Genomic DNA, 12,885 nt, shown 5'->3' with positions numbered 1-12,885 from the left:
TTCTCTTTTAAGAGTTGTTCTAATTCTCGAAGCCGTTCCACACTGGAGATGGACTCATTCTTGAACTCGCGATATTTGGCTTTCCAGGCATGCAACGTCTTTGCTGGGATGTCCATCTCTAAGGCGATTTCCTCCACCGATTTCGTCTGTTCATGGAGATATTTAGCTGTTTGTCTTTTAAATTCTTCGTTATAGCGATTCCGCTGCTCACCCACGTGAACACCTCCTCAGTTAGTTTTATTATCTTTTTCTCTTAACGAGGTGTCCACTTTTTATTCTAGCTCTAAGGCTCCCTATCAGAGGCTCGGAATCGGTCGGTTTCCGTTAATTCGGTCAGATTAGCTGGAGGATTTCTCGTTAAGTGGTCAATTTGATGGGAAACAGTCCGAAATATAGGGAGGATTTCCTGTTAGTGCGAAAAGGGTGCGTAAAGAATGCTTGGTTCCATATAAGGGATGAGCGTTCATTCCGTATAAGTACATGAAGCAGCAAGGGCAGAAACGGTGCGTTTCTTCCCCTGCTTCTTTTTTATATAAAGAACTTATTGGAATCACCGTAAACGTCCGTGAGTGATATAGTTTTTTAAATCTCTGACCACTCCGGCTCGCACCGCTGCACTTAGCAGCACCAGTGTTACCGGCCCGGCAATAAAGCCAAGAACTCCAAGAAGCTTAAGGCCAATGAACATGGCAATCAGGGTAGGGAGAGCCTCCAGGCCGACATTGCTGGCCAGTACTTTGGGTTCGATGACTTGCCGGACAATTAGGACTACGCCGTACAGGATGGCCAGTCCGATACCAAGCGTGATATCGCCCGAGGCGAAGGCGTAAATGAGCCAGGGAATCATGATCGTCCCCAGTCCCAGATAAGGCAGTAAATCGATCAGTCCGATGAGCAGAGCATAGGTAAAGGCCGAATCCACGCCCAGAATGATTAATCCGATAAGCACGATAAAGGTTGTGATAGAGAGCATAATGAATTGAGCATGCAGATAACCGGATAGAGCCCGCTGCAAGTCTCGCCAGATCTCACCTGCTGTGCTGCGAAAGGGAGCGGGAATAGCCGTGGAGAGGAAGCGCATATTCCGCTCCCAATGGTTGCTGATGAAGAAGGTGGCTAGCAAAACGACCCCTACAATCATAGCCAGATGGGGGAGGGAAGAGATCAAGCTGACGATAAATTCCAGAATATAATTCACCAGACGAGAGACGAAGATGCCTATCTTTTCAGCGGTGTTGTCAATATTTTTGTGAATGGTATTTTCATATCCCGGATTGTTGGCAATAAATCGATTGATCTCTGCCATAATGGATTGGATGCTCTCGCTTTGGGTCCAGGAGATGAACAGGCTACGCCATTCGGCGATACGAAGGTCAAAGGACTCCGTAAGGTGGATAAGCTCCTTAACCAGTCGGGTTAAGGCGGCGGAGAGCACGATGAGGGCGCTCCCGAAGCAAACGCAGAGAGACACTGTCACCGCTAGCCATTTGGGCAATCTGGCATGCTGCTGTAGCCAGAGAACAAATGGATTCATCGCATAGGCGATCAGCCAGGCAATCAGAAATGGATAAATTAAAGGGAGGAGCCAACAAATGGCGGCGATAGCTCCGGCAAGGACGACGCATACCCAACTGATGCGCAGGATACGCTTGACAATGACGTGATCCACAGAGCATTACTCCTTTTTTAAGTCCTATTTCTACGATATTACTTGTCCGCCGGGGGTATTCCATTCTTACATTTTTTAAATAATGTGACATATTTCATTGCATATCCCACTTGTTTTTAAAAAATTCTTTTATTATCGTGATAAAACATTTTGATGCAGGCCTCACCACTCTAGCGGTTCCCATGCCTCTTCAAATCCAGTATGATGGGTAAGTAAGCATTAATAGCCTTGCTTCCGTTTTCAGGAGCCTCGTGCAAGTAGGCCTTACGCCTTCTATTCCTCTAAAATGAAAATGTTTTCAAGGGTGTGTTTGCTCACAAATTGTTAACAAAGGAGAGATGTATCATGACAGCTACGAAAGGCCTGGAAGGCATTGTTGCGGCAAGCTCTTCGATCAGCTCCATTTATGATGGCGTACTCGCTTATCGCGGCATCAATATTGATGATCTGGCAGAACGTGCAAGCTTTGAAGAAACGGCCTACTTGCTGTGGTATGGCAAATTGCCCAATGCATCTGAACTTGAGCAACTGCACAAGCAGCTGAGCGACTATGCTGCAGTTCCGGAGGCGGTGCTTGAGCAGATGAAATTGTATCCGGCGGATGCCAATACCATGGCTGTGCTTCGTACTGCGGTATCTGCGCTTGCGTTGTATGATGATAGCGCAAATGATAACTCCCCGGCAAGCAATCAACTGAAAGCCATCAAGCTTCAGACTCAAATTCCTACTATTATTGCGGCGTTTGCCAGAATCCGTGAAGGGAAAGAACCGGTGCACCCGCTCTCAGGAGTATCCCTTGCTCACAATTTCCTGTATATGTTGACCGGGGAGGAACCGGATGAAGTAGCTATTCGTGCTTTGGACCAGGCGCTTGTTCTTCATGCGGATCATGAACTGAATGCATCTACCTTCTCCGCCCGTGTAACCATTGCGACCTTGTCGGATATTTATTCGGGGGTTACTTCGGCGATTGGTACTTTGAAGGGGCCGCTGCATGGTGGAGCGAACGAAGCGGTTATGAATATGCTCGCTGAAATTGGAACTCTCGAGCAAGCCGAGCCTTACATTAAGCAGAAGCTGGCAAACCGTGAGAAGATCATGGGCTTTGGTCACCGGGTCTACAAGCAGGGCGATCCACGGGCAAAGCATTTGCAGAGAATGTCCCGTCAGTTAAGCCTGATGAAGGGTGATACTACTCTATATGACATTTCCGTTAAGGTAGAGCAGCTTGTAACCAGCCAAAAGGGCCTTAAGCCCAATGTGGATTTCTATTCGGCATCGGTATACACCTTGCTGGGGATTCCGCGTGATCTGTTCACCCCTATCTTTGCCATCAGTCGTTTATCGGGATGGACGGCTCATATCCTGGAGCAACTGGAGGATAACCGTCTCATTCGTCCGCGTGCTGAGTACACAGGAGTTACCAACCAGCGATTTATTCCTATCGAACTTCGATAAGCAGCTATTTGCGGCATCTCCTAGGAATATTGTGTTAAAATGGAGACCGTGAGACGTAGTAAATTGTGTGAATGAGGAGGAAACCGCGATTATGTTGAAATTGGAAAAGTTCGCCCTTCCTACAGAAGGCGAAAAGATTGAGATTCAGGATGGAAAATTGCATGTACCTAATCATCCGGTGATTCCTTTCATCGAGGGTGACGGTACTGGCCGTGATATTTGGAAAGCAGCGAAGCGTGTATTGGATGCCGCCGTGGAAAAAGCCTACGGCGGTGAGAAGAAAATTGCCTGGTATGAAGTTTTTGCGGGTGAGAAGGCCTTCAATACATATGGGGAATGGTTGCCGGCAGATACGCTGACAGCGATTCGCGAATATATTGTAGCCATTAAGGGGCCCCTCACTACGCCGATCGGCGGCGGTATTCGCTCGCTGAATGTGGCGCTTCGTCAGGAGTTGGATTTGTACGTATGCTTGCGCCCAGTCCGTTATTTCGAGGGTGTGCCTTCACCGGTGAAACGTCCTGAACTTGTGGATATGGTTATTTTTCGCGAAAATACGGAAGACATTTATGCCGGTATCGAATACAAGGAAGGCTCCGATGAAGTGAAGAAATTGCTGGCCTTCTTGCAAAATGAGCTGGGAGTTACGAAAATTCGCTTCCCTGAGACATCCGGCCTCGGGATTAAGCCAGTATCTGAGGAAGGTTCGAAGCGTTTGGTGCGCGCAGCAGTGGAATATGCGATTGAGCATGGACGCAAGAGCGTTACACTCGTACACAAGGGCAATATTATGAAGTTCACCGAAGGGGCCTTCAAGAACTGGGGTTACGAGGTTGCAGAAGCCGAGTTCGGCGACAAGGTATTTACTTGGGCTGAGTATGACCGGATTAAGGAGCAATCCGGTACGGATGCGGCTAATGAAGCGCAGAAAGCAGCGGAAGCAGCCGGAAGAATCATCGTGAAGGACGCCATTGCGGATATTGCTCTGCAGCAAGTATTAACGCGTCCAACCGATTTTGAAGTTATTGCGACCTTGAATTTGAATGGTGACTATCTGTCTGATGCACTGGCTGCACAGGTGGGGGGCATCGGAATTGCACCGGGAGCCAACATCAACTATGTTACCGGGCATGCAATCTTCGAAGCTACACACGGCACGGCGCCAAAATACGCCGATTTGGACGTAGTGAATCCGGGATCTGTCATTTTGTCTGGTGTTATGTTGCTTGAGCATCTGGGATGGCAGGAAGCGGCCCAACTGATTTACAAAGGGCTGGAAACCTCGATTAACAACAAAACGGTGACTTATGATTTCGCTCGCCTAATGGAAGGTGCAACCGAAGTGAAATGCTCAGAATTTGCTAATCAAGTAATTAAAAATATGTAAGTACCAAGAATGATACTTCGTTTACATTAATCCTCCCTGACTTGTCGGGGAGGAATTTTTTCTATGAATTTCTTTTGTTTCCTTCTAAAGCTATAATAGATTATAATAAATCTAATTGACGTTGAAAGGGTGGCTGTGTTAATGTATCAGGTCATGATTTTCTTGCACATCATCGGAGCTTTGGCATTAGGATTTTATTTGTTCCTGCCGTTCGTATTTGGGCGTATTGGCAAATTGCCTTTGGCTGCGCGAGAAGGAACGGTATCGGCTGTCAGTTCTCTGAACAGATATGCCCAAATGGGTCTGGTGGTTCAACTGCTGACCGGGGGATACCTGATTGGTAAAGGGGATTATTCGGTGCCGTGGATGATCGTCATCGTGGTATTATTTCTGGCCATCGGGGCTTTCAGTGGAATTATGGGCAAGCCGCTTCGCTTAATACTGGAAGGTATTCGCCAGAATAAGCCAGTAGCGGCAGAGGAAGGCAAACTTCGTACGCTAAGCGCGTTGCTGTCTGTTACCGTCCTGTTGATTTCCTTCTTTATGGTGTTCAGTACAATTATCTAAATTTAGGCAAGCTGATTAATGAACACGACCTGCAAGGCGTATCCCCTGCAGGTTGTGTTTTTTTTGCCGTGCTATCAAGCAAGCAAAGCCCTATGTAGCAGGGTCTTGTTCCACATTTTGCAATTCATCCAGATGGGTGAACATGAGCTTCATGATGTCCAGAGCCAACTGTTTCTCTTTTGGCGAACGGCCCATCACAATTTGTTGAATCTGGTTTAAGAAATGGTCATCGCTGATTTCAATAGAATCATGGAGTAAGTAATCAACGGTAACCCCTAATTGATTGGCCAGCTTGATGAGTGTTTCTAACGACAAGCTGCGTTCTCCCCGTTCAATTTGTCCAATATAGGCGTCCGAAACCTCGATTCGCTCAGCCAGTTTTTCCTGGGTCAAGTGCATTTTATGTCGTTCCTGACGTAGTCTTTTTCCCAATGCCTCGTAGTCCATAACACCCCTCCTGTATTTACCTTAGTGAGAAGCCGAAGGAAAGATAATAAACTACAGGTTTTGTTTTTCTTTACTGAAAGTATGAATTGGGTTATTATGGAATCATGTGATTTACTGTTTTGTACTTGAATGATATATATATCCAAATATAAGGAGAAGTATGATGTCGTCCAAATCTAATTATGTATCGATTATTATTGCTGTAAAAAATCACGGTATCGACTTGTACACCACAATGGAGTCAATGAAGGTCTCTCAGACCGTATTGCCTTACGAGGTAATCATTGTTGATGAGGGCTCGGTGGACGGATGCTGTGACTTTCTAATGAATTACCGATTTGACCATCCGGTGAAGCGGATCAAGGGAGAGCCAGGTATTTCGGCCCGTCATTTGGGGGTTGCTCACGCCAGCGGGAAGTATTTGATCTTCTGCGGCTCGCATTTATATTACGAGGATCACTGGATGGAGCGGCTGCTTGCTCCTTTGATCTCGGGACAGGCCGACAGTGTATCTCCGGTATTTGTGCGAAGCGAACACTCCCAGTATATCGAGCCGCAGGAGATCGGAGGGGTGCTTGGGGGGATTCGACGATATCCGGCACCGCAAGGAGAGCGGGGAGAGATTCCTTGGCTATCATGGGAATGCTTTGCGATCAGTCGGGACAAGTATCAAGAGCTTGGGGGACTGGAGGACGGTTTCTTTGGGAAAGAGATGGAGACGGCTGAATTCTCTTTGCGAACCTGGTTGCTCGGGGGGAGATGTCAGCTTGTTCCGGAGGTTACGCTTATGCAGGTGCTGCGCAAGAATTTCCCCTATGATGATAGCAGGGAGAAATGGGGGCAGGATTTGCTGACATTGGCTTATTTGCACTTCGGGGCTTCGCTGATTACCGCTTGCGAGTCATTGGTGCAAGAAGCTCCTTCGGGTTGGGCCAGTGAACTTCAGGAACTGAGAGAGCGAACCAAGTCCCAGCGTGAGAATTATTTCGACAAGAGAATCCATGATGATGTCTGGTTTTATAAACGATTTGCCATCGAAGCGTAGCAGTGAGGGATAAGGTTGCGGGGTCAGGTCATCCTATTATGGGTAAGGTTGTTTTGAGACGACCGATACCTTAATTGCAAGGAGGATGACTCGTATGACCGAAAGTAAACAAAACAAGCAAACGTTGCCTCCCCAGCACCAGAATCAGCAGCCCGGAATTGAATCGGATATGCATCCGAGCCCAGAATTTGAAGGCTCCTACAAGGCCGCAGGCAAGCTGAACGGCAAGGTAGCGCTTATTACCGGCGGCGATAGTGGAATTGGCAAGGCAGTGGCCGTGGCTTATGCCAAAGAGGGGGCTGATGTGTCTATCGTTTATCTGAGTGAGCATGGCGATGCCGAGGCGGTTAAACGGGAAGTTGAGGAGGAAGGGCGAAGATGTTTGCTCATCAGTGGTGATATAGGAGATGAGAAGTTTGCAGCCCAGGCCGTGGAACAAACCGTGAAGGAACTGGGCCGCCTTGATATTTTGGTGAATAATGCGGCCGAACAGCATCCGCAGAAGGATATAACCGCGATCACGGCAGAGCAGCTAGAGAAGACGTTCCGGACCAACATCTTCTCTATGTTCTACCTGACTCAAGCGGCAGTGTCCCATCTCAAAAAGGGGAGTGTCATCATTAATACCGCCTCTGTCACCGCTTATAGAGGGCATGAGGAGCTGCTCGACTATTCAGCAACCAAAGGAGCCATCGTCAGCTTCACCCGCTCCTTGTCCATGAATTTGGTTGGAAGCAAGGGCATTCGCGTAAATGCGGTCGCCCCTGGCCCGATCTGGACCCCGTTAATTCCGTCTACATTCGATAAGCAGCAAGTCGCCGAATTTGGGGGAAATACCCCTATGAAGCGTCCGGGTCAACCGGAAGAGCTTGCTCCCGCATATGTGTACCTGGCCTCGGAGGATTCCTCTTACATGAGCGGACAAGTGCTGCATATTAATGGCGGGGAAATCATTAACGGTTAGTGAGCTGCCCGACCATACAGAACCCCCGGCTATGAAATTGGTGCCGGGGGTTCTTATGGTTGGCAGCAGTTCTATCCACCAAGGTGACGTTCTGTCTCTGACAATTCGTCCAGGGTCATTTCAAAGCTTGGAGCGAGATGCTTCAGAAAATAAGCTACCTCAGGAAGGTTGAACTGGTTCAGCTTGTCAAGAAGCTGCATCTTGGCCACAGCGAACTCCCGATTGCCGGCAGTAAGCTCCCAAGCGCATTTAAGATAGGCATCCAGGCTATCGGCTGCCTTGACGTATATCATCAATCCGGCATCTGCAGAAGCTGCTGAAGGCTCATGGGGCGATAGCAAAGGAGCGTAAGCCTGATGCAGCCCAGGAGGGACCATGGCCAGCAGGCGCTCGGCAGCAATTTGCTCCATCTCGCGAAAGTTGGCCAAGAGCCGGGGGTTATGATGCTTTACAGGTGTCGGAATATCACCGGTGAATACCTCTGTGGCATCATGGAACAGGGCCAGGGTCACCGCACGCTCGGCATTGAGCTGCTTACCGAACAGGGAGTTGCCAATCTCACACAGGAGGTGAGATAGCAGGGCGACATGATAGGAATGTTCGGCTACATTGTCTGGAGCGGTGCTGCGCATCAAGCTCCATCGTGAAATGGAGCGTAGACGGTACATGTAGGCAGAGAAGTGGTAGCTCAAAGAGATTACCTCGCTTTTTAAAAGTTGTTTGATAACTCAGCTTATCATCACAAGTGGTTCGGGAAAGTGGTTCAGCCATAAGATTTGGATACAGGGGTCAACGCCCATTGCTTCTTATGTTATTATAAATCTGTCAAAGACGATATGGCTATTTCATGAAAAGCCGCAAGTATGTGCTTATTGGGCTAAAGAGAAAATTAGAGAGGGGATTGTTTGGATGATGCAGCAATTCGAGGAAAGCGCGTACCAATTAATTGTGGAAACTTCGACTCACTTGCCGGGAGATGTTCGCCGCGCGGTTAATCGGGGGCAAGCGCTGGAGAACCAAGCAACGCGAGCAGGACTGGCCATGTCGACGATCGCACGGAATATTAAGATGGCGGAAGATCAGGTGTCGCCGATATGTCAGGATACAGGAATGCCAACCTTTGTTGTGCATACCCCTGTTGGTATGAATCAGCTTGAATTGAAGAAGGGGATTCACGCTGCCATTCAGAGAGCGACCAAAGAAGGCAAGCTGCGGCCGAACTCTGTAGATTCTCTGACTGGTGAGAATAGTGGAGATAATCTGGGGGTGGGTACACCGGTGATCCACTTTGAGCAGTGGGAGGCGAGTTACGTAGAAATGCGGCTTATTCTTAAAGGTGGAGGCTGCGAGAACAAGAACATTCAATATAGCCTGCCTGCTGAGCTCGATGGATTAGGCCGGGCCGGCCGGGATCTGGACGGGATTCGCAAGTGCATTTTACATGCGGTCTATCAGGCCCAAGGCCAGGGATGCAGCGCCGGATTTCTGGGGGTGGGCATCGGCGGCGACCGGACTACAGGCTACGAGCTGGCCAAGCAACAATTGTTTCGCAAGGTGGATGATGTCAATCCCAACCCGGACCTGAACCGGCTGGAAAAGTATGTGCTGGAGGCGGCAAATCAACTCGGCATCGGCACGATGGGCTTCGGCGGCAAGGTAACCTTGCTTGGCTGTAAAATTGGAGTTATGCACCGGCTTCCAGCCAGTTTTTTCGTGTCCGTTGCTTATAACTGCTGGGCTTTCCGCCGCCAGGGTGTAACTTTGGACGCATCGACCGGAGCGATTCGCGAATGGCTATATGAGCGGGGCAGTGAGGTTCCTATTGATTCAGTTGCATCAGAGGCGCAAGCTATGGATGGGGATGTTGCAAGTGATCCGACATCTTCTGCGAGCCGGGAAATCGTCCTGCAAGCTCCGGTGAGCGAAGAGCAGATTCGCCAATTGCGGGTGGGTGATGTCGTTATTATTAAGGGCGAGATGCACACAGGGCGAGATGCGCTTCATAAACACTTGATGGAGCATGATTCTCCGGTAGATTTGAACGGAGCGATTATTTATCATTGCGGGCCGGTTATGCTGAAGGATGAGGAAGGCTGGCATGTGAAGGCTGCGGGCCCTACGACCAGTATTCGTGAGGAACCCTACCAAGGCGATATTATGAAGAAATTCGGTATCCGCGCCGTTATCGGCAAGGGCGGAATGGGTCTCAAGACATTGGCTGCGCTTAAGGAGCATGGTGGTGTATATTTGAATGCGATCGGTGGCGCGGCGCAATATTATGCCGAGTGCATCAAAAAGGTGAACGGCGCCCATTTTATGGAATTTGGCGTGCCCGAAGCGATGTGGCATTTGGAGGTTGACGGGTTTGCCGCCATCGTCACAATGGATTCTCACGGAGACAGCTTGCATGAGGGCATAGAGAAGGACTCCCTGAGTAAGCTGTCCACATTTAAGGAAGCGGTGTTCAAATAGAGATGAAAACTTTTCGTACCCGGCTAACGCTGATTTTAATGGGGCTATTGGGTTTATCCATGCTGGCGGCCGGCATGATCATGGCCCAGATGTTTAAGGACTCGCATATTCAGGCACTGGAAGAGAACATGGCCCGTGAGATCAACCTGCTGGAGGCGACCTTTGCATTCGTGCCGGTGGAAGGGAACCCGGATGCATATTCCTACTATGAGGAGCAGGCAGCCAAGCTAAAGGAATTAACAGATTCCCGAGTGACCTTTATTACACTGGAAGGCACAGTGCTGGGAGATTCCGGAGTCGATCCCGAGCGAATGGATAACCATGCTCATCGGCAAGAGGTGGAGTCGGCCAAGGATGGAGCGATTGGCAGTTCTATTCGTTACAGCGACACCATCGGTGAGAATATGCTATATGTAGCTGGCCGGGTATCCTCGGACCAAGGCTTTGATGGATATATCAGGCTCTCCATGAGCCTGGCTACGGTTGAGCAAGGACTGGCCAAGGGCTGGATATGGATGTCAGGTGGATTACTTGTATTGTTTCTGCTTGCCGGTCTGGTCAGCTACCGGGTAGCTGCCGGCTTGACCCGCCCGCTTGAGCAAATTACTCGTGTAGCCCACCGTATATCCAAATTTGATTACGATGCCCGGGTGAAGCTGAATCGCAACGATGAGATTGGTCAGCTTGGGCAGGTCATTAACGGGATGGCCGATAGCTTGCAGCAACAACTCAAACGGATTAGAGATAATGAGGATTTGATGCAGAGTGTACTGGCTAACATGACCGGGGGAATCTTGATGCTCGATGACTCTGGCAAGATTGCCTTGATCAATCGGGAAGCAGAGCGAATCCTGCATATGCGTGGTCGTCAGCTTCTGGGGAAGCCGTATCAAGAGATCAAGCGTAACTATGAATTTACCAAATTCATGGAGGAGGGAATTGAGCATAAGGAAGCGGCACAGGAGGAGCGCGCCGTATATGATCCCGAGGAGAAAATATTGCTGTTCGACAGTGTGCCGATGTTCGAGGATAACGGCAATTATCGAGGGATGCTGTTCCTGCTTCAGGATGTAACGGAAATTCGCAAGCTGGAGCGGATGCGTAGCGAATTTGTTGCCAATGTCTCCCATGAGCTCAAGACACCGATTGCGGCGGTCAAGGGGTTTGCAGAGACCTTGCTGGCCGGTGGGGTTAAGGACGAGGAGACGGCGCGTTCTTTCCTGCAAATTATTTATGATGAAGGAGATCGGCTTAATCGGCTAATCGGAGATATCCTCGATCTCTCCAAGATTGAATCCAAGCGAACACCGCTGGAGTACGCCCCGGTACAGCTTAAGGAATTGTTCGACAGCGTGTACGAGGTGCTGCTTCCCGCAGCCAAGAAGAAGCTGATAACTATGTCGCATGATGTGCCAGAGCACTTGTTCATTGAAGGAGACGAGGATCGGCTACGGCAAATCTTCATGAATTTGCTATCTAATGCGATCAGCTACTCGCTGGAGGGTGGTAAAATACGGGTGCAGGCGGAAATTATAAGTGATGGGGACGAGGAGAAGGTGCGCTTTATCGTCAGCGATACAGGAATTGGCATTCCGAAAAAGGACTTGCCGCGAATATTTGAACGCTTCTACCGGGTGGATAAGGCTCGGTCCAGAGGATCGGGCGGGACAGGGCTTGGGTTATCCATCGTCAAGCACCTTGTTGAACTGCACCATGGCATGATCCGGGTAGAAAGCAAAGTGGGAGAGGGAACGACCTTTGTATTGGAACTCCCCTTAATGCACACTTTAGATGATGACCATGAATAGGTCTTTAGTCAAACTTTGGGATACATTTGAACATATGTAAAATGATTTTGAAAAAAATTTACACCGGGTTAACAATTCCGTGATATGCTGAGCTTGTCATCAAGTGATATTGGTTCATGAATATGAACTTGTACCGCAAACAAATGGGGGGTACTATGACACAGCGTCTACTGGTTATAGAAGATGAACCGACGTTATCCAGGCTTTTGTCGTACAATTTGACGGGCGAAGGCTACGAAGTTGTCGTAGAGGATCATGGACAAGCCGGTTATGAGACCGCATTGCATCAGGAGTTTGATTTGATTTTGCTCGATTTGATGCTGCCGGGAATGAATGGTTTTGAAATTATGTCCAAGCTGAGAAGCGAGGGGGTAAGTACACCGGTCATTATTCTGACGGCCAAAAATGCCGAGGAAGAGGTTGTACAAGGGCTGAAATCCGGTGCGGACGATTATATCACCAAGCCGTTTGGCGTAGCTGAACTGTTGGCTCGGGTAGCCGCGGTGCTTCGCCGCTCTAACGGACAGGAAGAACGGGAGAAGCCGGTCAACCAGGAAAACTCACAAATTGCTCTCGGAGCCTTGACTATATTTCCTGAGAAATATGAGGTCACTCTGAACGGTGAAGCCATTACGCTAAGACCAAAGGAATTTGAGGTTTTGTTGTACCTGGCCCGGAAGCCGGGGGTAGTCATGACCCGGGACGACCTTATGAATGCTGTATGGGGATTCGACTACATTGGCGGGCAACGGACAGTCGATGTGCATGTAAGCTCGTTGCGGAAGAAGCTGGAGCTTGATCCACAGTCGGTCCACATTGATTCTATTCGCGGTGTCGGTTACAAGCTGGTTGTTAACAAGAAAAAAGCGCCCATCATTTAGCAATGATGATGGACGCTTTTTTATTGTACGCCCAGCATGGGCGTCATCTCTAGGGTGAAAGTCCCGAGCGGGGGCTGGCAAGCGCCTACCGTTAGCCAAGGGCAAGGGTGTCCACCGTGAGGTGGAATCTGAAGGAAGCCGGAGGCAAAAGCACGGCCTGAGGTACACGAATCCAATTGGAGGCGGT

General features: G+C 49.2%; 12 protein-coding genes. 8 read left to right on the top strand and 4 right to left on the bottom strand.

Annotation, left to right across the window (positions count from 1 at the left end; all coding sequences use genetic code 11):
• On the bottom strand, positions 1-215 hold a 215-nt coding region (locus C557_RS0122650), incomplete at its 3' end, for a transposase (RefSeq protein WP_018754133.1).
• A gap of 335 nt (positions 216-550) precedes the next feature.
• Positions 551-1,669, bottom strand: a complete 1,119-nt coding sequence (gene ytvI / locus C557_RS0122645) for a sporulation integral membrane protein YtvI (RefSeq protein WP_018754132.1) — start codon at positions 1,667-1,669, stop codon at positions 551-553.
• 345 nt (positions 1,670-2,014) lie between these two features.
• On the opposite strand from ytvI, the gene C557_RS0122640 reads away from it, so the two are divergent.
• The 3 genes from C557_RS0122640 to C557_RS0122630 all read left to right on the top strand — a co-directional run bounded on the left by C557_RS0122640 (position 2,015) and on the right by C557_RS0122630 (position 5,081).
• A complete protein-coding gene (locus C557_RS0122640) occupies positions 2,015-3,127 on the top strand; it encodes a citrate/2-methylcitrate synthase (RefSeq protein ID WP_018754131.1) in 1,113 nt (370 codons plus the stop codon).
• Positions 3,128-3,218: 91 nt separating this feature from the next.
• On the top strand, positions 3,219-4,514 hold the full coding sequence (icd, locus tag C557_RS0122635; RefSeq protein WP_018754130.1) for an NADP-dependent isocitrate dehydrogenase: 1,296 nt from the start codon (positions 3,219-3,221) through the stop codon (positions 4,512-4,514).
• 141 nt (positions 4,515-4,655) lie between these two features.
• Positions 4,656-5,081: a hypothetical protein gene (locus C557_RS0122630; RefSeq protein WP_018754129.1), complete on the top strand. Its 426-nt coding sequence runs from the start codon at positions 4,656-4,658 to the stop codon at positions 5,079-5,081.
• Between the two features lie 90 nt (positions 5,082-5,171).
• Here the strand turns inward: C557_RS0122630 and C557_RS0122625 are convergent, their stop codons facing one another.
• On the bottom strand, positions 5,172-5,528 hold the full coding sequence (locus C557_RS0122625; RefSeq protein WP_018754128.1) for a helix-turn-helix domain-containing protein: 357 nt from the start codon (positions 5,526-5,528) through the stop codon (positions 5,172-5,174).
• A 163-nt stretch (positions 5,529-5,691) separates the two neighbouring features.
• On the opposite strand from C557_RS0122625, the gene C557_RS0122620 reads away from it, so the two are divergent.
• Positions 5,692-6,573, top strand: a complete 882-nt coding sequence (locus C557_RS0122620) for a glycosyltransferase family 2 protein (protein ID WP_018754127.1) — start codon at positions 5,692-5,694, stop codon at positions 6,571-6,573.
• A gap of 94 nt (positions 6,574-6,667) precedes the next feature.
• Positions 6,668-7,537 carry an SDR family oxidoreductase gene (locus tag C557_RS0122615; protein ID WP_018754126.1) on the top strand — a complete coding sequence of 290 codons (870 nt, stop codon included), beginning with the start codon at positions 6,668-6,670 and terminating at the stop codon, positions 7,535-7,537.
• A 71-nt stretch (positions 7,538-7,608) separates the two neighbouring features.
• Here C557_RS0122615 and yfbR read toward each other — a convergent pair whose 3' ends face one another.
• Positions 7,609-8,229 carry a 5'-deoxynucleotidase gene (gene yfbR / locus C557_RS0122610; RefSeq protein WP_026263642.1) on the bottom strand — a complete coding sequence of 207 codons (621 nt, stop codon included), beginning with the start codon at positions 8,227-8,229 and terminating at the stop codon, positions 7,609-7,611.
• Positions 8,230-8,449: 220 nt separating this feature from the next.
• Between yfbR and C557_RS0122605 the strand changes: the two genes are divergently transcribed.
• From C557_RS0122605 to C557_RS0122595, 3 genes are all read left to right on the top strand, one after another.
• Complete coding sequence (locus tag C557_RS0122605; RefSeq protein WP_026263641.1) at positions 8,450-10,009, top strand: fumarate hydratase; 1,560 nt, start codon at positions 8,450-8,452, stop codon at positions 10,007-10,009.
• Positions 10,010-10,011: 2 nt separating this feature from the next.
• On the top strand, positions 10,012-11,817 hold the full coding sequence (gene pnpS / locus C557_RS0122600) for a two-component system histidine kinase PnpS (protein WP_018754123.1): 1,806 nt from the start codon (positions 10,012-10,014) through the stop codon (positions 11,815-11,817).
• A gap of 155 nt (positions 11,818-11,972) precedes the next feature.
• The gene (locus C557_RS0122595; RefSeq protein WP_018754122.1) at positions 11,973-12,698 is read left to right on the top strand and encodes a response regulator transcription factor; all 726 of its coding nucleotides are present in this window, start codon (positions 11,973-11,975) and stop codon (positions 12,696-12,698) included.
• Positions 12,699-12,885 lie beyond the last annotated feature (187 nt).

The sequence above is a fragment of the Paenibacillus sanguinis 2301083 = DSM 16941 genome (assembly GCF_000374825.1).
GTDB classification, from domain to species: domain Bacteria; phylum Bacillota; class Bacilli; order Paenibacillales; family Paenibacillaceae; genus Fontibacillus; species Fontibacillus sanguinis.
Note: the sequence above shows the minus strand (reverse complement) of the source record. Positions and strands in the feature narration are given on the sequence as shown.

Bases quoted from the DNA above. Each gene is read 5' to 3' on its own strand.
- C557_RS0122640 (WP_018754131.1), top strand. From the start codon at position 2,015: ATGACAGCTACGAAAGGCCTGGAAGGCATTGTTGCGGCAAGCTCTTCG.
- icd (WP_018754130.1), top strand. From the start codon at position 3,219: ATGTTGAAATTGGAAAAGTTCGCCCTTCCTACAGAAGGCGAAAAGATT.
- C557_RS0122630 (WP_018754129.1), top strand. From the start codon at position 4,656: ATGTATCAGGTCATGATTTTCTTGCACATCATCGGAGCTTTGGCATTA.
- C557_RS0122625 (WP_018754128.1), bottom strand. From the start codon at position 5,528: ATGGACTACGAGGCATTGGGAAAAAGACTACGTCAGGAACGACATAAA.
- C557_RS0122620 (WP_018754127.1), top strand. From the start codon at position 5,692: ATGTCGTCCAAATCTAATTATGTATCGATTATTATTGCTGTAAAAAAT.
- C557_RS0122615 (WP_018754126.1), top strand. From the start codon at position 6,668: ATGACCGAAAGTAAACAAAACAAGCAAACGTTGCCTCCCCAGCACCAG.
- C557_RS0122605 (WP_026263641.1), top strand. From the start codon at position 8,450: ATGCAGCAATTCGAGGAAAGCGCGTACCAATTAATTGTGGAAACTTCG.
- pnpS (WP_018754123.1), top strand. From the start codon at position 10,012: ATGAAAACTTTTCGTACCCGGCTAACGCTGATTTTAATGGGGCTATTG.
- C557_RS0122595 (WP_018754122.1), top strand. From the start codon at position 11,973: ATGACACAGCGTCTACTGGTTATAGAAGATGAACCGACGTTATCCAGG.